At 54.1% G+C, this 20152-nt stretch carries 12 protein-coding genes; 7 read left to right on the plus strand and 5 right to left on the minus strand.

Annotation, left to right across the window (positions count from 1 at the left end; all coding sequences use genetic code 11):
- Nucleotides 1-11 precede the first annotated feature (11 nt).
- Genes cysC through rapA form a run of 4 tightly spaced genes read left to right on the plus strand, consistent with a single transcriptional unit; the run spans nucleotide 12 to nucleotide 6759 of the window.
- On the plus strand, nucleotides 12-644 hold the full coding sequence (gene cysC / locus AB0A83_RS13005) for an adenylyl-sulfate kinase (protein ID WP_150049060.1): 633 nt from the start codon (nucleotides 12-14) through the stop codon (nucleotides 642-644).
- Complete coding sequence (locus AB0A83_RS13010) at nucleotides 641-1600, plus strand: DHH family phosphoesterase (protein WP_150049062.1); 960 nt, start codon at nucleotides 641-643, stop codon at nucleotides 1598-1600. Before cysC ends, AB0A83_RS13010 begins: the two co-directional genes overlap by 4 nt.
- Nucleotides 1489-3942, plus strand: coding sequence for a VanZ family protein (locus AB0A83_RS13015; RefSeq protein WP_367154396.1), 2454 nt, complete (start codon nucleotides 1489-1491; stop codon nucleotides 3940-3942). Before AB0A83_RS13010 ends, AB0A83_RS13015 begins: the two co-directional genes overlap by 112 nt.
- 45 nt (nucleotides 3943-3987) lie before the next feature.
- On the plus strand, nucleotides 3988-6759 hold the full coding sequence (rapA, locus tag AB0A83_RS13020; RefSeq protein WP_367154397.1) for an RNA polymerase-associated protein RapA: 2772 nt from the start codon (nucleotides 3988-3990) through the stop codon (nucleotides 6757-6759).
- A 48-nt stretch (nucleotides 6760-6807) separates the two neighbouring features.
- Here rapA and AB0A83_RS13025 read toward each other — a convergent pair whose 3' ends face one another.
- The 3 genes from AB0A83_RS13025 to AB0A83_RS13035 form a co-directional block, all read right to left on the minus strand.
- A complete protein-coding gene (locus tag AB0A83_RS13025) occupies nucleotides 6808-7167 on the minus strand; it encodes a PilZ domain-containing protein (protein WP_367154398.1) in 360 nt (119 codons plus the stop codon).
- A gap of 303 nt (nucleotides 7168-7470) precedes the next feature.
- Nucleotides 7471-9840 carry an Ig-like domain repeat protein gene (locus tag AB0A83_RS13030; protein WP_367154399.1) on the minus strand — a complete coding sequence of 790 codons (2370 nt, stop codon included), beginning with the start codon at nucleotides 9838-9840 and terminating at the stop codon, nucleotides 7471-7473.
- Entirely contained in the window at nucleotides 9837-11303 is a 1467-nt protein-coding gene (locus AB0A83_RS13035; protein WP_367154400.1) for a hypothetical protein, read from the minus strand. Before AB0A83_RS13035 ends, AB0A83_RS13030 begins: the two co-directional genes overlap by 4 nt.
- Before the next feature lie 786 nt (nucleotides 11304-12089).
- Here AB0A83_RS13035 and AB0A83_RS13040 point away from each other — a divergent pair.
- Genes AB0A83_RS13040 through AB0A83_RS13050 form a run of 3 tightly spaced genes read left to right on the plus strand, consistent with a single transcriptional unit; the run spans nucleotide 12090 to nucleotide 15965 of the window.
- A complete protein-coding gene (locus tag AB0A83_RS13040; protein ID WP_367154402.1) occupies nucleotides 12090-12983 on the plus strand; it encodes a hypothetical protein in 894 nt (297 codons plus the stop codon).
- A 13-nt stretch (nucleotides 12984-12996) separates the two neighbouring features.
- Nucleotides 12997-15063 carry a TonB-dependent receptor plug domain-containing protein gene (locus AB0A83_RS13045; protein ID WP_367154403.1) on the plus strand — a complete coding sequence of 689 codons (2067 nt, stop codon included), beginning with the start codon at nucleotides 12997-12999 and terminating at the stop codon, nucleotides 15061-15063.
- A gap of 8 nt (nucleotides 15064-15071) precedes the next feature.
- Nucleotides 15072-15965, plus strand: a complete 894-nt coding sequence (locus AB0A83_RS13050; protein WP_190303133.1) for a tungsten ABC transporter permease — start codon at nucleotides 15072-15074, stop codon at nucleotides 15963-15965.
- 255 nt (nucleotides 15966-16220) lie between these two features.
- On the opposite strand, the gene AB0A83_RS13055 is transcribed toward AB0A83_RS13050, so the two are convergent.
- Nucleotides 16221-17126, minus strand: coding sequence for a TOBE domain-containing protein (locus tag AB0A83_RS13055; RefSeq protein WP_150049076.1), 906 nt, complete (start codon nucleotides 17124-17126; stop codon nucleotides 16221-16223).
- Nucleotides 17127-17652: 526 nt separating this feature from the next.
- Nucleotides 17653-20049, minus strand: coding sequence for a phosphoketolase (locus AB0A83_RS13060; protein ID WP_367154405.1), 2397 nt, complete (start codon nucleotides 20047-20049; stop codon nucleotides 17653-17655).
- Nucleotides 20050-20152: the final 103 nt, after the last annotated feature.

Genomic DNA, 20152 nt, shown 5'->3' on the forward strand with positions numbered 1-20152 from the left:
CGCCAGATACTATGGAACCTAAAAGCAGCAACACCGTTTGGCATCACGCCACCGTTACCCGTCTGAGACGCGAAGCGCAAAACGGCCACAAATCGGTCATTCTATGGTTTACCGGCTTATCCGGGGCCGGAAAATCGACGCTGGCGCATGCGGTCGAAGAACGCTTGCACCAACTCGGCTGTAGAACGTTCGTACTCGACGGCGACAACGTCAGGCACGGTCTGTGCGGCGATTTGGGCTTCACCGAAGCGGACCGACAAGAAAATATTCGCCGCATCGCCGAAGTCGCCAAACTGATGCTGGAAGCCGGCACAATTACCTTAACCGCCTTTATCTCCCCGTTCAGAGCCGAACGGGCGCTGGCCCGCAAACTGGTACCTCACGGCGACTTTATCGAAATTTACTGCAGTTGCGATCTGACTATCTGCGAACAGCGCGACGTAAAAGGCTTGTATAAAAAGGCCCGACAGGGCGAGATTCAGCACTTTACCGGTATTTCCTCTCCGTACGAAGCGCCGGAAAAACCGGAGTTAACCGTAGATACCGGCGCCCAAAATCTCGAGCAATGCGTAGACCAAGTGCTAAAACTGTTGGCTGAACGCGGCGTCCTTGATTCCGCAACGCTGGCAAAGGCCGCCCCATGAATTTCGATGTATTTAACGGCGATGCCGACGGAATTTGCGCGCTGATCCAGCTGCGCTTGGCCGAACCGCGCGCAGCCAAATTGATTACCGGCGTCAAGCGCGATATCAGTCTGCTAAAACAGGTAGACCCGGAAACCGCCAAGCAAGTAACCGTGCTGGATATCGCCTTGGAAAAGAACCGCGAGCCTTTAACGAAGTTACTCGACCGGCAAGTCGAGGTGTTTTACGTCGACCACCACAATCCCGGCGCAGACATACCCAAACACCCTGGGCTACAACCGCTAATCAACACGGATCCCAATGTTTGCACCAGCCTGCTGGTCGATCGGCATTTAGAGCACCAATTCTCGGCATGGGCGGTGACCGCGGCATTCGGCGACAATTTGGCAAGCAGCGCGCAAGCCCTGGCCAACCGGATCGGACTCGAGCAAACAGCCAGCGAAACTCTCAAACAATTGGGAATCTGCATCAATTACAACGCTTACGGGGAGAGCGTCGCGGATTTGCATTTTCCGCCGGAAGAGCTTTTCGAACTGATGCGACCCTACCGGTCTCCGCTCGATTTCATCGCCGAGCACGACGAACTATTTCGCCGCTTGAGTGAAGGCTATGCGAACGATCTGGCCTTGGCTTGGCAAGTTGCCCCGGAATACGAATCGGCTAACGCCGCGTTGTTTATTCTGCCGGACGAGCGGTGGAGCCGCCGGGTAAGCGGAGTGTGGAGCAATGACTTAGCCAACCGCTATCCGGACAGAGCGCACGCCGTGCTCAGCCACAATCGGCAAGGCGGCTATACAGTAAGTGTTAGGGCTCCGTTACACAAAAAAGCCGGCGCCGACGAGTTATGCGCCAAATTTCCTACCGGCGGCGGACGCAAGGCGGCGGCGGGGATCAATCACTTACCGCACGAACAACTCGACTCGTTTATCGCCAATCTTACTCTACAATACAGCTGATATTTTGCCGTAGCGGAAATGAGTCAGTGAAAAAACAATTATCTATAGTATGCGTTTTATATACGATATTTGTTGTCTACGGCAGCTTGGTGCCATTGGACTACAGACCGTTTCCTCTTGCGGAAGCATGGTCCAAGTTTCAAAATATCCGTTATCTCAATCTAGGCATAGCCTCCAGAGCGGACTGGGTTGCCAATATATTATTATTCATTCCGCTCGCCTATTTATGGTGCGGCAGACTTTCGCTGGCCACGCAAAACAAACTATTAAGAGGTATCGGCAATACATTGGTTTTATTTGCCTGTATTCTGCTGACATTTTCGATAGAATTTTGCCAATTGTTTTTCCCTCCTAGGACGGTTTCTCTAAACGACATTATCGCCGAGACCCTAGGTGGATTTATCGGCTTATTTGCTTGGCTTTTCAGCGGAAATAGTTTTTTTGAATGGCTTAAAAAATATTATTTAAACAAATCGGATCCACTGATTTATTTAAAGCTTTATATCGGCGGATTGTTGTTTTACAGCGTAATTCCGCTGGATTTGACGCTCAGCCCGGTGGAATTTTTTCATAAATGGCAAGAAGGCCGAATCGTACTGATTCCTTTCACCCATTTACAATCCGACGTCATTCAAAACATTTATCAAACAGTCGCCGATATACTGTTGTGGTGCCCGGTACCGTGGTTGTGGAGCCGGAACGGAAATTTCACCCGTTCGCAACTATTGATTAAAACGCTGGTTGCCGCGACTGTAATCGAATTTTTGCAATTATTTGTCTATAGCCGAACCACCGATACTACCGATATTGTTACCGCTTTGATGGGAAGCGGCATCGGCTTGCAACTCGTTTCACAATCCGGGCAAAGCTTGCCTGGCCGAATTACACTGTTAAAACCGCTACTGATAGGCGCTTTTATCGCGTGGTCTTTTATCATAGCGGCAGTATTTTGGTATCCCTATCATTTCGATTCGACACTCGGCTTGACAAACTGGACGGCAAGTTTCTTCAAGCTACCGTTTTATTCTTATTATTACGGAACGGAATATCGAGCTATTACCGAGGTATTCCATAAAACCTTATTTTTCTTCCCGCTAGGCGCGCTTGCCGCACTATATCCGCTCAATAAAAAAACCGATAAGATTCCGGCATTAATTTTAGCCTTAATAGGCTTGATCGCATTCATGATCGAATTCGGTCAAGCCTTTATACCGCAAAAAAGCACCGATATAACCGATTGGCTGCTGGAAGTATTGGGCGGTTACGCCGGATATAAAATCATCGTGTTACTCGCCACCGCTCCGGCGCCTGTACCAATCTCGCAAAGCGGATTTTTCACCGACAGAAAATCCAAAAATCCGACCGGCCAGACACGGCCGATTTCGACAAGCGCCCCCGCACCTTTCGGTTTATTTTTCTCCGCCTTACCCTTTTTAGCGACTTTTATAACTCTGACATTACTTAAAAACAGTTCTAGGATTCCTTATAATTTTCGAGAATTGTTTGCCTCGGAATACCCGCTGCTGAATACATTCGGTTTCACCGTTTTACTGTATTGGTGTTTCTCGTTTCCGATGTGGTATTTACTGAAACTTGGCGGCAAATCGAAAAACCTTGGTTTTTTCGTCATCAAAACCGTGTCGATTCATGCCCTAATCGCCTGGCTATTGGTGAGAATCACATTACCTATGGAAAGTATATACGACGTGATCGGCAATCCGGTTTTATCGCTGCCGTCGGAATTGGAAATGGGGCTGCGCTTCGTGTTTCTATTTGGAATATTTTCCACCATGATAACAGCCGGAACATTCTTCTCCATCTACTCGGCCGTCAATCCTCGCCATTCCTTATTACCCGTTATTTTAGGAGCGATTGAAAGCGGAATATGTATAGGGCTGGCATTTTGGGTAGTGATCGTAGAAGCAGGCACAGACAACCTGATAGAGTTATTGCCAAACGCCGGTTATTCTTTTAAAACAATCAACCTGTTAATCTATTTATTTTTATTTGCTTGGCTCGGCAGTTCCCTGGCGGCTGCATTATCCTATCGCCAGTATATCAGAACCGGTATGCTAGGCATTATATTTGCTGTTTCATTACCCATGAGCTATCAATTGTTTAACTGGGGAACCGAACAATTTATATTTAAATACGGCCGATTATTCTCGGCAGCACAATTTCTACTGAGTTCCAACCGGGAGCAACTGACGTCCGGAGAAGAATTAAGCACGCGTTTTTATATACTGCATACTGCGCTAGTATTCTGCACGACGCTCGCGCAGTGGTCTATCCTAACCTTCCATAAGTCCGTATCCATCCGCACACCCGCCATACGCTCCTAACGCTATATAATATCGATCCCTTATCGTTTTTGACGCAGTAACACAATGAACGACTTTATTCCCGGCCAGCGCTGGATTAGCAACACCGAGTCCGAACTGGGCTTGGGCATGATCTTGGAGGCGGATTACAACCGCGTCACCGTAATGTTTTTAGCTACCGGCGATAAGCGGGTGTATGCGCGCGACAATGCGCCGCTGACCCGCGTCAAATTCGCCGTCGGCGACGTCATCGAGTCCAGCGAATTCATCAAGATCACCATACAGCAGGTCGCTCAACAAAACGGTTTGTTAAGTTACCTCGGCTTGGACCAAGATGGCCAATTGCAGCAAATCGACGAAATGGAACTGAATCACACCATTCAGTTCAACAAACCGCAAGATCGTTTGTTTACCGGCCAATTCGATCCCAGCGCTTGGTTTAGCTTGCGTTTCGACACCTGGCAACGCCAACAGCGTCACCAGCAATCGGCCGTTAAAGGCTTGCAAGGCGCGCGCGCCGCGCTGATCCCGCACCAAATTTATATCGCGCATCAAGCCGCGAATCGGGTAGCGCCGCGCGTGATGTTGGCCGACGAAGTCGGCTTGGGAAAAACCATAGAAGCCGGTTTGATCTTGCATCACCGCTTGGTGAACGGCTTGAGCAAAAGAATATTGATCTTGGTGCCCGAAGCTCTGATTTATCAATGGCTGGTGGAAATGCTGCGCCGTTTCAACCTGCGTTTTAGCTTATTGGACGAAACCCGCTGTCTGGCCTGCCAAGAAGACAATCCGTTCGCATCGGAACAATTGGTGCTTTGCAGCCAGCAATTCTTCGCCGATTTCCCGGAACGACAATCACAAGCCCTGGATGCCGGCTGGGATATGGTTGTAGTGGACGAGGCCCACCATCTGGCCTGGAGCGAACACGCACCCAGCGCCGAATATTCGTTCGTGGAACGGCTGGCCCATAACGTAGACGGTCTGATTCTTTTGACCGCCACGCCCGAACAGCTCGGCAAAGAGAGCCATTTCGCCCGCTTGCGTTTACTCGACCCGGACCGGTTTTACAGCTTCGAACACTATTTAAACGACGAACGTCAGTTCGCCCCGGTTGCGGAGTTAGCCAACCGCTTGTTGTCCGGTCACCCACTGGACCGCGCCGCACGTGAGCAACTGAAAAAAATTCTGCAACAAGACAATGCCGATGCCTTGCTGGAGCGTCTGCAGGCCGCCCCCGAACAAGATGCCGTGCGGGAAGAATTGATCGGTTTATTATTGGATCACCACGGCACCGGCCGAATCCTGTTCCGGAATTCCCGGCATACGGTGCAAGGCTTTCCCGAGCGACAACGCTTCGACTATCCGTTGCAGGGTGAAGACAACCTACCCCTGGCAGACAGCCCCTACTTTGTATGGTTGTTGGACTTTTTAAAACGGCTGGGCGAAGAAAAGACTTTGTTAATCTGCCGACGGGCCGAAACCGTCGTGCAACTGGAACAATTGCTTAGGCTGCACGTCGGTCATACCGGCGCGGTATTCCACGAAGGCATGAGCATAGTCGAACGGGACAGAGCCGCCGCCTTTTTCGCGGACGACGAAAGCCGCGCCCAAATACTGCTATGTTCGGAAATCGGCAGCGAAGGCCGCAATTTCCAGTTCGTCCGCCATCTGGTGCTATTCGATTTGCCCGATAACCCTGACCTTCTACAGCAACGTATAGGCCGACTCGACCGGATAGGCCAAAAACACGTCATTCAGCTGCATATTCCCTACATAGTCGGCAGCGCTCAACACGTGCTGTTTCGTTGGTACGACGAAGGCTTGGACGCGTTCAGGCGAAATTGCTCGGCGGCAGGACACGTGGCCAAACTGTTGGACCAAGAGCTACAACGCCAGCTTAGCACCCGCCACTCAGGCGAATTGACGGACTTTATCGAGCAGACGCGCCGGCTAACCTCAAAAATCGAGGACGAACTGCATAACGGCCGCGATCAATTGCTGGAGTTGAATTCCTGCCGAAGGGAACAAGCCGACGCGCTGATCGCCCAACTAACGGAAGAGGAAAACGACGGCAGCCTGTGGCCCTACATGGAAGCCATGTTCGATTGCTACGGGGTAGACGTCGAATACCATTCCGCCGACTGCCATATCCTGTGGCCTAGCGAAAACCTGCGTATTGCACACTTTCCGATGCTGCAAGACGACGGCTTGACGGTAACCACCAACCGGCAAATCGCACTGGCGCGCGAAGACATGCAATTTTTGACTCAAGAACACCCTATGGTGCTATCGGCCATGGACTTGGTACTTTCCAGCGAAACCGGCAACGCCGCGGTCAGCATCGTGAAGCAGCCGCAACTACGGCCCGGCCAGTTTTTGCTGGAATTGTTGTTTTTAGCCGAATGCAGCGCCCCGGCTCACTTGTTGCTGGGCCGCTTTATGCCGCCCACGCCCATTCGAATTTTGATCGATCAGCATAAAATAGATTTGTCGGCCGCGGTCAGCCATGAATCAATGACCGATACCAACGACAACGGGCTGGATAAAGAACAAATCGTACAGTTCTTGCACAATCAAAGAAGCTTGATTCAGGACATGATCAAAGTGGGCGAACAGAAAGCCCAAGCCAGAATGCAAAACTTAATCAACGAAAACAGCAACAAAATGATTACCGCGCTAACAGGAGAAATCAAGCGCTTGGTCAGACTGAAAAAAATCAATCCCGGCATCAAAGACAGCGAAATTCAGCAACTGAAAGAAATGACCATGCTGTCGCACGAATGCATCCAGGAAACCCAATTGCGTTTGGACGCAGTGCGCTTCGTTATTACCGCATAACACAAGCAGACGGTACGGGGCACACGCCCTGTGCCGCCTTGCGTGCCTTTAATGGGTTTTGATAAAAACGGTGGTTTCGTCCAGTTCCACGCATTCGAACATTAAATCGTCGATCGAACCATGGACGTGATCGATGTAATGAATCCCGCACTCGTCGTCTGCGCTTTGGTGCTTTAACACCCCATGCACGCAAAAAGGGGCGTTGGACTCCGGTAAAATCAAATTGATTTTAATGTTACCGGTTAAATGGGAAGCGATGGGTTTTTTCAATTTAACCCGAATTCCGCTGTAACTGATATCCAAAATATCCGCGTCCAGGGAAATTTCTCTATCCGCAGCGCTAACGGTTAAACCGGCTTGCAAACCTCTCGGTTTAATCCTTTTATGAACGCGCTTTTCTGACTTCATGCACCCTCCCTCATCTAGCACCCATACTTAACCGACCAAGTAGGTATTTTTGTTTCGATGTAGTGTAGAGACTTTTTTTAAAAAAACCATATTTTCATGGGGAATTAATGCTCCGCGCCGGCCCGAAGGCACATCCAGAAACCTAAAGTCCGCTTGGTCAAACCTGCGAGACCCGCAGATAGGCCACAAGCTGCAGCCGAAAATCAAAACTCAGCCTAGCCGTAAATGCAGCTTCCTGCGCATCGCACTGACCGGACACGCCTGAGCCACGCCGACCACCACTTTGTTCCAGGAGCAGCAAGCCTATCGAACGCTAGCCGCCTCGCTTAAGGTATCTCTGAATTCGGCCTGGACGCTGCCCGGCGCCGATACCAAATCGACAAACAGACGCCAGTTGCCGGCGATGTCGGCTTGACCTGTCGCCAACACGTCGCCGCCGGCTTTCAACTGCACCACTTCGACCAACGCATTGGCTTTGACGCCGCGCGACACGCCGCGCTTCCAGACGATTTTACCCCTAACCTCCAACTGCTGGCTTTGCGCATGCCAACGTGCAGCGCTTATCCGCACTCTCTCTACCGCCGCAGCCAATTCAGCATCAGGCAAATTCGCTTGTTGCGGCAACAGCACCTCGACTGTCAATTTCCGGTTCATAGATGATTTTCTCCCGTACAAACCGCTGGCCGATGCGCTGAAACGCACGCGTTTGCGGCGTTGAGCGTCGCTAGCTTGCGGCGTCCAACGCAGCACACCGGTTTGTTTTCCGCTCGCCTGATCGAAACTTTGCTCGAAGGTGGCACCGGCCGGCAGCCGGCCGGTATTCAAGGTAAGGATACGGTTCCAGCAATCGGACGCCGATACCTGCACTTGCAAGGTCTGGTTTGCCGGAATCGTCAATCGTTCAGGCAAATCATCCAACACCGGTCTACTGAATTTGCCGCAATCCGCGTCGTGGTTTTCCGGCGGTAGCACTCGAATTTTGACAGCGCTACCGATCACCTGTTTGCGTCCGTAAATTCCACTTACCGTCGCGCCGAACCGGATGGTTTTGACGGTGTCCACCTCGCCCTCGTTAGGTTGCCAAGTGAATTCGCCGATTTGCTTGACGGCGCCGGCATCGTAACGTTGCGAAAACTCCGCGCCCGCCGGCAATTTGTAGGTCTGCAACGCGATTTCACGCTGCCAGCAATCGGTCGCCGCCGTCGTTATATGCAGGGTATCGCCTACCCGGACGCTCCACACCGTCTGCATCGGCGCCATTTGCGGCTTGCTGGCGGGATTGCAAACCGCTTGTCCGGCTAACACGGTATAGCTTAATGATTTGGAATTGGAGGCCAGATTGCTACCGTCACCGGAATACAAGGCTCTAATTTTATGCATCCCTTGTTTCAGCGTGGCCTTGGTGCAACTCGCGCTACGGTGTTCCAATACCACCCCGCTGCACAGCGTTTGCGTTCCATCCATAAACGTGACGAGGCCGGCGGGGCCTAAACCGCCGCGGACACTGGCAGTAAAAGTAACCGACGAACCGGCGGCGCTGCTATCCTGCGACGCGCTTAACACTGTCGTGGTCGAGTTGTCGCTGACCGTGCTCGGCTCGTCGACGTCTTGGCGTAGGATTTTCGCGGCAGTAGCCGGGTTAGACCCGTCGCCTGCATAGCGCGCGTTTATCCAATAGGTGCCGGTCAATATTTTATTGATCCGACACACGGCTTGGCCGCCGCTCAGCGGCACCGCCTCGCAACCGGCTATAGGCGTGTTGCCGTCGCTGAAGCTCACCGTGCCGGTCGGCGCATTCCCTCCCAACAGCAAGGCAGTAATATCGATGTTCTGCCTGTCATCAGCCGGATTGCCGGACGATATCAAACTCAATACAGCCGGAGCCTGGTCCGGAATATCGACCTCCAAAATCAAGTTCGGCTTCAGCCAATTGTTAACTCGGCCCTCGCTGCTGATAAAGCGCTTGACGGTGCGGGTTTGCTTCTCGTTGCCGGTCATGATCCAGCCGAAATTGCTTGACGGATCGGTCAGCCAGGCGTTCAACGCGTCGGTCATCGCCGCGCTGTTCCATACGTAAACGGAACGCCTATCGCCGCCGACGCTCAACGGCCCGACTTGCCGGCTGACCAACACGGCGGAATCGAAGGAAGCGCCCGGCGTATTCCAGGTCAAACCGTTGGGATTGTCCGTGCTCGGCCAGCTGCGGTAATACCAGGTACTGTCGCCCGGCTCGGCGGACGCTCCCTGCCCTGGCGTGCCCAAGGCATCGGAATTGGAAGCCCCGGTGCTCCAGGCTTCGGTAACGGTGTGCAGCGACAGCGTCTGATAATCGCTGCTCGGCTCCCGGTCGCAAAATAAGGTCAAGCGCGCATCCGTTACCACGCTGCCCGCCGGCAATACGTTCAGGTCGAATTGCAGCAGACTGCGGCGCGCACTGCCGGTACCGTTGGTACCTACAAACAGCGTTTCACCGGCCCCGTTGGAATGTGTGGCAAAAGTAAACGTCGTCACGCCGTCGTCGGCGTATATCGGCGTGTCCTGAGAGGCTAACAGAGTCACCGTCGTCGGCCGGACCGGCGCAGACCACGCCATCGCCAAAATCACTCCGCAACACGCTAACGGATTCGACCGGCGTTGAGCTTCGTAAGCGTATCCATATAAAAACGCGCTCATGGGTGTACCTTTAACACTTTAGCCTCACTCGTTCTCCCGCGAAATACCGCTGAAACGCTGGTAGGTGTAGAGCTCATACTCGAGGGCAAAGCGAAACTGGCTTTCCACTGACCGGATAGCGGCGCTTGAACCTCCAGCAATAGGTTTTGTCCGTCGCCATCCAGCACTTGCACGGCTCTGGCAATTGCCAGCGCACGTTGTGCGCGGGTGCTGCCTTTTTGCCAAACGATACGCCCCCGCACGTCCATTTGATTGTTACCGGTACGGTATAGGGCACGACTGACAGTAATATTCGCCACTACCGCTTCGGCGGCGGCATCGGTATCAGTACCGGGCAGCGGCGGCAATATGCTGATTTTGCTTTGCCGGACCAGCGATGATTTGCTACCGGTTTGGGTTTTAAGCACGGTTTTAAAGCGCACACTTTTGCTTTTACCCACGTCGGCTAAAGACGGCGTCCAGTTGAACAACGCTTTCTGTTTGCCCAGTTCGTCATCGAAGTCCTGAGTAAAGCTGGCGGTTTTAGGCAATCCCGCCGCGCGAATTTCCACCGAGCGGTTTTGGCAATCGTACCCCGTTACGTAAAAGCCTACAGCCTGCCCGGCGCGTACTTGCCATTGATTTTGAATGGCATCTTCCAACGGTCGTTTATCGCTACAAGACCAAACCGGCGTCGGGGTCTCGCCGTTCGAGTCGTCGTCACCGCCGGCCGGTTTAAGATCCGCAGTCACCCAAATGCCGGGGTGCGCGTCCGGCTTAGTCAGTTGATTGATGAGATACACCACTTGATTGTCAGCCGGTGTTCCCAACAGCGACAGATAGCCGCCCGCTTTGATGTCGTTGAGCAGATTTACGGTTTTGATCAAAGAATACGTCGCCGAAAAACAGGGCGGCTGAGTCGGAGCAAAACTGCCGCCCCCGCAGGCCGTAGTGCCGTTGTAATCGCCGCCGGCCCAGTAAAATCCGGAATCAGGTGCAACGGTTTCTATGGTCGCACCGTTGAAGTAACTTTCGCGGTTGTTCCAGGTAAAGTCCGGCCGACTGCGGCCGGTAGCGCCGGCGGCGGAAGGGTCGAACCAAGCGTCGTTACTAAGCCAGGACAAATTGAAATATCCCGGATTCGGCACGTTGAATTGGGCATTGTTCGCCGGTACGCCGGTGATGGAAAAGTTGGAATAGAACCTTACCGTCACGTCGGTCACATCCCATTGCCCGGCCCCGAACTGCGCATCGAAACCGGCCTTGATGCCGGCCATGTCGTAAGCCACGACGGCATACATCGTCCTGGGATAGCTCACTCCTTGCACCGGGTTGGCGACGTCGGCGGAGATCATCATCGCCCCGTAACCGGAATTGTCGCTGCTTGCGCCCGCGCCGCCGCTGCCGGTTCCCGGATCGGAACTCAAAAAAGTATCGGCAATGGCCTCGACGCCAAGCGTGGTCTCGGCCGCAACGGAACGCATAGGCAACATCGCTCCGAATAGCGCGGCCACCGCACACATGCGGCCCGAGCTTGTCATATACCCGCAACTTATAAATCTGCGTTTCCGCACCGATATTGTCTGTATCACCGCAACCTCCGCTCCGATCTTGCATTCGGCAAAGTCTGACTAAAAGCATTTTATGTATTTTTATACATAAATTACCCTATGAACAACTTTTCACCCCGAAATCCCTTCCAATCCGAGCCGGACTACCCCCTAAGCGCCGGACGATGGCAGCACAATGGCAAAAATTTTTAACAAACTGTTTTAAATTGATTTTTTATAAATTTCCTTCTCAATTACCGGTTCACATTTGCAGTATGACGACACCCTCTCATTAGCGAGAATTTCCTCCTATTGCAACACGAATAGAAAATGATCATTTCCTTACCATGCATAATGACATTGTGAAAAACTGAATTTATTTTACATAAATTATTGTATTTATTAAATTAAATACACAATAACACCTGGAACATTAGCAGAGGTGCTTTGCTGCTAGTCGGCACATCAACAGCACTCGCGCCGGACGGCCCAATTTTTAGCCGATTGACCGCCAGTCTAGTTATGTATTAATGTTCATTTCGAAGACTGAATGTGAGACAGATCACACTGGCAGCAGCCGATGTCGGCTCGGTTTATTCAGTCTGACGGCGATACGGAGCCACTTAATTCGAATCAATATCGCCAAGTTGTTGCGACATCTCGCTTAGGACCGGCACTGCGGCCGGACCTTAAGCTCCATTTTCCATAGGAGACATTCAAATGAACCAAACCAGACACATCCCTTCCGCCGTCGCCGCAGCCGTAGCGGCTACTCTGGCAGGATACGCCGACGCTTCTTTCGCCTCGCTGACGTTGAGCACCGAAGCCACCGCCGACACCTTTCTTACCAGCTATTCGGTGCAAGCCAATTCCAATATGTCCAGTTACGGAGCGATGATGATTTCCTCGCCGCAGGCCGATCTCGTGCAAGGCATCAGCGAGGTGCGCAGCATGGAAAATCTGGTGTCTTACGATACGGCGGCCATCAAGTCCGGCTTCGACAGCGCCTACGGCAGCGGCAACTGGCACGTTACCGACGTACAACTGAAGTGGTATACCAATTTCGACATCGAAGGCGTACCGGCTAACAACAACCAATTCAACGTACCCCACGCCGGCTACTTCGGCATTTCCTATTTCAACGACGACGATTGGTTCGACCCGGCAACCGCCGGATTAACCGGTTTAACCAACAGCGATCTGACCTGGAATTCGGTTTACGGTAGCGGCGGCACCTACAGCGATTTATTTTCGGGCGAGGAAGCCTTAGGCACGTTTTATTATCCGACCGGCACCACCAACGGCACGACCGACTGCGTCAGCACGCCTTGTGCACCGCGCTTCTGGGATTTGGATTTAGCGACCGCCCTGGTGAACGACATCATGTCCGGCGACTTTTTGTCTTTCCACGGTTACGCCGCCGACGATCAAGTCGTATATCTGATCAACCAACTGACCAAGCCCGGCGCACACCCGCAAATTTACATCACCGCCGACGTCAATCCGGCGCAAGTCCCGTTGCCGGCCTCGGCTTGGCTGTTTTTAAGCGCGATAACCGGCTTGTTGAGCTACAACAAACACCGCCGTTCCCCGTACACGGCGGTTTCGGCTTAAGCCGGTTGCAGTTATGTTGCCGCCGGTTGCTTCCTGCCCCCAACCGCGCAATGCGGTGCAATCGGCGGCAACGCCCAAGCGGCGTTTCTCCGGAATAGCGCTGTTCAGCATAGCCTTACGAGTACAAGCCGAAACCATGATGCCCGAATTCGTGGTTACCGCGAACCGGCTCAGCGAGATGGAGCAGCGTTACCCCGACTTACAGGAAGACAGCGGACTCAATCCTTACCGGGTTGCGCCCAGCAGCCGCTTATCGGTACAAAAATTCAGCGCCGAACAGATCGAAGCCTTGAAACCTACCGACATCTTCGATTTGCTGAACCATGCGGTCGGAGTACTGACACTGTATCAGGGCCGCAAAATTCCATACTCGGTGCGTATTCGCGGCGATTTGTATTTCGGCTACATCATCGACGGCGTCTACGTGCCGTCGGAAGCCGGCGCCCGCATCTTGCAAAACTTGCCGGTCGCCGCAATCGAACAAGTCGAAGTTGTGCGCGACTCGACCGCGCTGACCTTAGGGCCCATGGTCGATTTCGGCCGTCCATCCGGCGCACCGAACGACGGTTTCATCATCGTCCGCACCCGGCGGCCCTTGAAAACCGAAGCCGGCGCATTGGCCCGCACCGAAAGTTTCCAGACCGATTCGGAATCGGTCCACGCCGGCAGCGCAGGCGACTTGGGTTATGCCTCCGCCCGTCTGAATCACTACCAAACCGACGGCAAAACCGACTATTACATGGCCAAAGAGTCCAATTCCGGCATGTTGCGCGCCGGCTTGGATTTATTCGGCCTGCGCGGCGAATTCGCCGCCTACCATGACGAAACCCGCCAGCAAATCCAAGCCGGCGAACCGAAAGAAACGCTATTAGGCTTGCAGCGCTGGCAACTGGCGCCGCTGCGCACCACCTTCTGGGGCGGCACGCTAAGTCGACAATTTCACGGCATTTGGGACGAAGAACACTCCACGGTATTCACCGCATCCGGTTTTCATGTAAATGCCAATCAGATTAACGGCACCCTCTTGCCAGGCATTGCGCCCAGCATGATTCCCAATCTGGAAGATTTGGCCGGCTACGATCTGAAGCACACCGTCCGTTTCGGCGACACCTTGCTGCGCATCGGCGGCCAACACATGCATTGGGATACGCCGACCGGTGCCTCCTATTACGAAAATTTTCCGCGTGAGGAAATCATCCGCGGTGCATTCGCTACCTTGGAACAGGGTTTGTTCGACCGCTTGCTGACTATCGACTTAGCCGGCCGTTTGGACGATCAATTCATCATCGAAGGGGTAGACCATTATTACGCCGATCCGATGCGCTATTCTCTGCCGGACATTGTCAACCGCGACTTGCCGGCCAGCCGTTTCGCAACGTTAGGCTTCTCTTTGCAACCCGGCGATTATCTGAAATTCAACGGCCGCGCCTATTACGCCCAACAAGGTGCGGTACAAACCGTGATTCCGCTTCCCGGCATACAACTGCATCCGGAAGGGCAAAAGAAGGCCGAACTCGGTTTGACCTACGAACGCTGGGCCGCATTTCATCCGGCCTTAACCGGATTTTTCGTCCGTATCCAAAACGTCAAATACCCGGCCCGCTCGGTACGCGACCGCGAAGGCATCGTCACCACCGAGTGGAACGAGACCAACACCAACCGCTACGGTTTCGAGTTCATGCTGAACGGCCAATTCCGTTCGGCCTTAGGCAACAGCCGTTACCGATTCGGCTGGACGTACATCAGCGGCGATACCACCACCCAAGACTACGGCCGCACCGCACCGCCCAACACCTATACCTTCAGCCTGCAACACGACGCCGATCCCTGGCAAATCAATCTGTCCTTATTGCGAGTGGAGAAGTTTTTTTCCAATTGGAAAGCGGTAGACGGCCGCTTGCATCCCATCGGCGACTTTTTGCGCATGGACGCCAATCTGTCCCGCAGTTTTCAAGCCGGCCCGGCTGTTACCCGGCTGTCGTTGTACGGGCGCAATTTGCTCGGCCAAAACTACGAAACCCAGCTCGGTTTCCGCGATCCCGGTGCGGTGCTTGGCATCGAATTACGACTAGACCTGTAGGACTTACCATGAAAATCAAGTCACTGCTCCACCTGCTACCCTTGCTGCTACCGATTTTTTCGGCTTGCCCTCTCCCCGCCGGCGCCGACCCGAACCCACTACGCGTTGCGGTGGTCGGCGGTCTGGCGTTATGCGGGGTTTGGGACAAACTCACGCCGCGGATCGAAGCGGCCACCGCTATCAAACTAGTCACCGTCTCCGCGGATAACAAAGAAGGCATTCTGCCGGACTTCAGCAACGGCAAAGCCGATTTGTTACTGGTGCACGGCGGCGACGAAACCTTTCAACTGCAAGCCTTAGGCATAGGCGGCCGCCAGCAAGTTTGGGGTTTTAACGAACACGTGGTGGTCGGGCCGGAAAACGACCCGGCCGGTATTGGCGCCGCACCCAATGCCGCAGCCGCGTTTAAACGAATCGCCGCAGCCCACGCGCCGTTCCTTGCGTTCCGCGACCCCGGCAGCCACGCGATGGTACAGAAAATCTGGCGCCGTGCCGGCATTCGGCCGACGCCGGATTGGGTGCTACCGGACGAAACCGCCGACCCGCACGACATCCTGACTTTCGCCTCCGCCCGCCGTGCCTACGTGGTGGTCGGCCACATCCCGGTCGCTTTCGGTAAATTGCGCGGCGACGGCCTGAAAGTCTTGCTGAAGGGCGACGCCAACCTGCGTAAAGCCTACGTTGTCATGGAACCCGGAAAAATCCATTCCGCTTCGCCGCAAACCAGACAGCAAGCCGCCAAAGTCGCCGACTTTCTGGTATCGCCGGCCGGCCAGGCCGCGCTGGTCAGTGCCGATGCCGAAGCAGGCGGTCCTTGGCTGTTCTCGCTGGCCGGCGCCAAGGACACCGGCGGACCGGGCAGCGACCAAGGCCGCAGGCAAACAAGCAGCGGGGAAGAATGAGACTGGCGGCAGGATTCGCCGATTTTCCGGTCTTCCCGTTCGAGCCCGGCCGGGGGGATAGCGCTTAGCCATCACAAATTACTTCCCGAAGTTGAAAGGCTGCCGCTTTTTGAGCTGCTGTCGCGTCGGCTTCATTTAACGTCGGCTCGCACCGACGCCGCCGCAGCGCGAGAGCCTGGAATGCCCGAGTCAACCGACACCCGGCCGCTACTTGATCCTGAACCTAAAGGATTTGAACGAAGTTTTCCGGGGGAGCTAATACTCGGGTGCATTCATATGCCGATCCGAACTATCGTCCGTTTTACCCATTTCGAACGGGTTACCTACGCTAGTCCGTACCTCGCTTTCGTTTCGCGCGGCCAACATTACTGCGTTGCTTTTGAACATGGCACCGACAATGACGCCGGGTTTTAACCCCATTCGCCCTGCGCTGGTTTGGGTAATCGTCGCAACCACACTGTCGGCGTAATCCAAACGAATCAATACTTCGGCGTCAACCCCATCGTCGCGAATTCGCACGACCTGTCCGACTAAACAATTGCGCGCCGAAACGTGTTGTAGACTCCAATCCGCAATGACGCCTATTTCCGCGGCATTAACCGATACCACGACGTCTTGATTCAAGCCGATTTGCAACGGCGCGAGTTCCGCTAAAGCTAAGGTCACCACGATGCGGGCGCCGCTTTTTAAGATCACATCGATTTCTGCGTCTATCTCCCCGGCCCGCATGCTTTTGACCGTACCAAACCATTGGTTAGCCGCAGTCGTCTTAATCGCTAAAGGTTTTAACAGTCGCAACAACTGCGGGTCTTCGGCTAAGCGTCTATTCAAATGGTCGATAAATTCGGCATGTTCTTGTTCCAGCTGCTTGAAAACGCTAACCAAATACTTGCCGGCCGCAGTCAATTTCGAATTACCGCCCCGGAAGCCGCCGCTGGCCGCCGACACCAACACCGTGGGCGCTAAGTTATTGGCCCGTTCCAACATCAGCCAAGCGCCCTTGTAGCTCAAGCCTACCCGCTTAGCCGCCATGTTCAACGAGCCGACTTCTTCGATAGCCGCCAACAAGCCGATGATGCGCCTATCCAGCGCCCCCACTAAGCGCAAATCGGCGCTTAACCATGTCGGCAGTCTGTCACTGGATTGCGACTGTTCTCCCATATTGAATTCCTATCTCGTCAAATTGACCGCACAGATCAAACTCCCCCTTTAATCGTCCCCCCCAACGATGGCCGATTGAGACGAATGCCTAGCCCACCCTATTGAAGCGCCATAGTCTTCAACCTCTCGGCCGACCGCCATATTATCGCTCCGCCGCATAAACAAGTCGCCCCGAACAGCTTCTCATCGGCCATAATAAAAATAACATTATGATTTTTAACGAAAAATACCAATTTTAGCGACAAACATGCGCGAACCTCATAGCGAAAGGTCGTCAACGCGCACTGAAACCTTTGAAGGATAAACGGACATAGATCCTAGGCCGAAACAACCGAAGACAGCGGGCTGCATGCGCGGTTGCTGTGCCGGCAAATCGGCCGCCCTGCCGATTTGCCCGTTCAAATCCTTCGCTACTCGGCGCGGCAAACGCGGAATCCAAGCCGCGTATCGGTAAGTTTGAAAAATTGGCGAATCAATAGCGGAGCGCGGGACGGCCGCGCAATCGTTCAAAACCCGGCCGACCTGTTTACCAAGGCCATTGCCATTGATCTTCTTCCGGCAAATCGGTGCCCATTTCATACGCGTAATTGCGGCATTCGATTTGCCGGTCGCGCAATTTTTCCTTGACGTGGGCGCCGGACACTTGCAAGACCGGAATGCGATTGATCGCATCGATCGCCAGACTGAAACGGTCGATCTCGTTTTGTATCGCCAGTTCCAAAGGCGTATTGATACTGCCCTTCTCCTTGTAGCCGCGCACGTGCAGGTTTTTGTGGTTGTTGCGTCTATACGCCAACCGATGGATCAACCACGGGTAACCGTGAAAGTTGAATATCACCGGCTTGTTCAAGGTAAACAGGCTGTCGAAATCGCGGTCGGACAAGCCGTGTGGATGTTCGCCGGCCGGCACCAGTTTGTATAAGTCGACCACGTTGACGAAACGGATTTTCAGATCCGGAAAGTTTTGCCGCAACAACACCGTCGCCGCCAACGCTTCCTTAGTCGGAATGTCGCCGGCGCTGGCCATGACCAAATCCGGTTCGCTGCCGCCGTCGTTGCTGGCCCAGGCCCAGATGCCTATGCCTTTGGTGCAATGTTTGATCGCCGCGTCCATGTCCAGATACTGCAAATGTTTTTGTTTGTCGCAGACGATCACGTTGATGTAATCGACGCTGTTCAAACAATGGTTGGCCACCGACAACAAGCAATTGACGTCCGGCGGCAGATAGATGCGGCTGACCTCCGGGCTTTTGTTGACCACCACATCCAGAAAGCCCGGGTCCTGATGGGTGAAACCGTTATGATCCTGGCGCCAAACGGTGGAAGTAATCAATAAATTCAACGAAGCCACCGGCGCCCGCCAGGACGCCGCCCTGGACATTGCCAGCCATTTGGCGTGCTGGTTGAACATGGAATCGATTACGTGCACAAAGGCTTCGTAAGTGGAAAAAAAGCCGTGTCGGCCGGTCAGCAAATAGCCTTCCAACCAACCTTCCAGCGTATGCTCGGACAGCATTTCCATCACCCGGCCGTCCGCCGCCAGCTCGCCGCCGTCCGCATCTTCCGGCAGGTAATCAGCCAACCAGACCTTTTTACTGACCTGATACACGTCGTCGAGTTTGTTGGAGGTATTTTCGTCCGGGCCGAACACCCGGAAATTGTGCATGTTCTCCTGCATGATGTCGCGCAAGAACTGGCCCAAGGGCCGGGTGTTTTCCGCCGATACCTTGCCCGGCGCCGGCACGATTTGCGCATACTCTCTGAAATCCGGCATCCTCAAGGCCTTGCGCAACAAACCGCCGTTGGCGTGCGGATTGGCGCTCATTCTGCGGTTGCCTCGCGGCGCCAACTCTTTCAGTTCGGCATGCAAGCTGCCGCCGACATCGAACAACTCTTCCGGTCTGTAGCTGCGCAGCCACTGCTCCAACTGCTGCAGATGGGCCGGATTGTCGCGCACCCCGGCCAAAGGCACCTGATGGGCCCGCCAAAATCCTTCCACCTTATGCCCGTCCACTTCGCCGGGGCCGGTCCAGCCTTTAGGGCTGCGCAGCACAATCATGGGCCAACGCGGCCGGCTTGCTATCCCGCTCATCCTGGCCTGTTGCTGAATGCGGCGGATTTCCAATACGCAGGCTTCCAAAACGACGGCCATACGCTGGTGCATCGCGGCCGGCTCGCTGCCTTCCACAAAATACGGCTGGTAGCCGTAACCTAAAAACAACTGCTCCAATTCCTGGTGGGAAATGCGCGACAGCAGCGTCGGATTGTTAATTTTGTAACCGTTCAAATGCAGGATGGGCAGCACCGCGCCGTCGCGTAGCGGATTCAAAAACTTGTTGCTGTGCCAGGATGTCGCCAGCGGCCCGGTTTCCGATTCGCCGTCGCCGACCGCCACGGCAACCAGCAAGTCGGGGTTGTCGAAGGCCGCGCCGTAAGCGTGCGAAATGCTGTACCCCAATTCACCGCCTTCGTGTATCGAACCCGGCAGTTCCGGCGTGCAATGGCTGCCTACGCCGCCCGGAAAGGAAAATTCCTTGAAAAATTCCAGCATGCCTTGTTCGTCTTCCCCCTTGTTCGGATAGACTTCGGCATAAGTCCCTTCCAAATACACCGGCGCCAAAACGCCGGGCGCACCGTGACCGGGGCCGGCCAAGAAGATGGCGTTTAGATCGTATTTTTTGATCAGGCGGTTCAAATGCACATACATAAAACTCAAGCCCGGACTGGATCCCCAGTGCCCCAGCAATCGCTGTTTGATGTGTTCCGGCTGAAGCGGCTCTTTCAACAACGGGTTGTCGCGCAAATAAATCATTCCGGCCGCCAAATAATTACAGGCGCGCCAAAATGCATCTATGCGCTGCAATTCGCCCACGTCGGGCACGGTTACGGAGTCGGGGGAAATAGGCGTCGCATGTTCTAACATTCGGGGTCTCCTTTCTGCAATACGTCCTCATCCCGCCAGGCGCGGTAGTCGCAAAAGATAGGTCGGGCTGAACGCAACAACGCCCAACCTGCATCATTGCTTT

The organism is Methylomonas sp. HYX-M1 (genome assembly GCF_040741385.1).
GTDB lineage: Bacteria > Pseudomonadota > Gammaproteobacteria > Methylococcales > Methylomonadaceae > Methylomonas > Methylomonas rhizoryzae.

Excerpts from the sequence above, each read along its gene's own strand:
- cysC (WP_150049060.1), top strand. The coding sequence starts at position 12 with ATGGAACCTAAAAGCAGCAACACCGTTTGGCATCACGCCACCGTTACC.
- AB0A83_RS13010 (WP_150049062.1), top strand. The coding sequence starts at position 641 with ATGAATTTCGATGTATTTAACGGCGATGCCGACGGAATTTGCGCGCTG.
- AB0A83_RS13015 (WP_367154396.1), top strand. The coding sequence starts at position 1,489 with ATGCGCCAAATTTCCTACCGGCGGCGGACGCAAGGCGGCGGCGGGGAT.
- rapA (WP_367154397.1), top strand. The coding sequence starts at position 3,988 with ATGAACGACTTTATTCCCGGCCAGCGCTGGATTAGCAACACCGAGTCC.
- AB0A83_RS13025 (WP_367154398.1), bottom strand. The coding sequence starts at position 7,167 with ATGAAGTCAGAAAAGCGCGTTCATAAAAGGATTAAACCGAGAGGTTTG.
- AB0A83_RS13030 (WP_367154399.1), bottom strand. The coding sequence starts at position 9,840 with ATGAGCGCGTTTTTATATGGATACGCTTACGAAGCTCAACGCCGGTCG.
- AB0A83_RS13035 (WP_367154400.1), bottom strand. The coding sequence starts at position 11,303 with ATGCGTTCCGTTGCGGCCGAGACCACGCTTGGCGTCGAGGCCATTGCC.
- AB0A83_RS13040 (WP_367154402.1), top strand. The coding sequence starts at position 12,090 with ATGAACCAAACCAGACACATCCCTTCCGCCGTCGCCGCAGCCGTAGCG.
- AB0A83_RS13045 (WP_367154403.1), top strand. The coding sequence starts at position 12,997 with ATGTTGCCGCCGGTTGCTTCCTGCCCCCAACCGCGCAATGCGGTGCAA.
- AB0A83_RS13050 (WP_190303133.1), top strand. The coding sequence starts at position 15,072 with ATGAAAATCAAGTCACTGCTCCACCTGCTACCCTTGCTGCTACCGATT.
- AB0A83_RS13055 (WP_150049076.1), bottom strand. The coding sequence starts at position 17,126 with ATGGGAGAACAGTCGCAATCCAGTGACAGACTGCCGACATGGTTAAGC.
- AB0A83_RS13060 (WP_367154405.1), bottom strand. The coding sequence starts at position 20,049 with ATGTTAGAACATGCGACGCCTATTTCCCCCGACTCCGTAACCGTGCCC.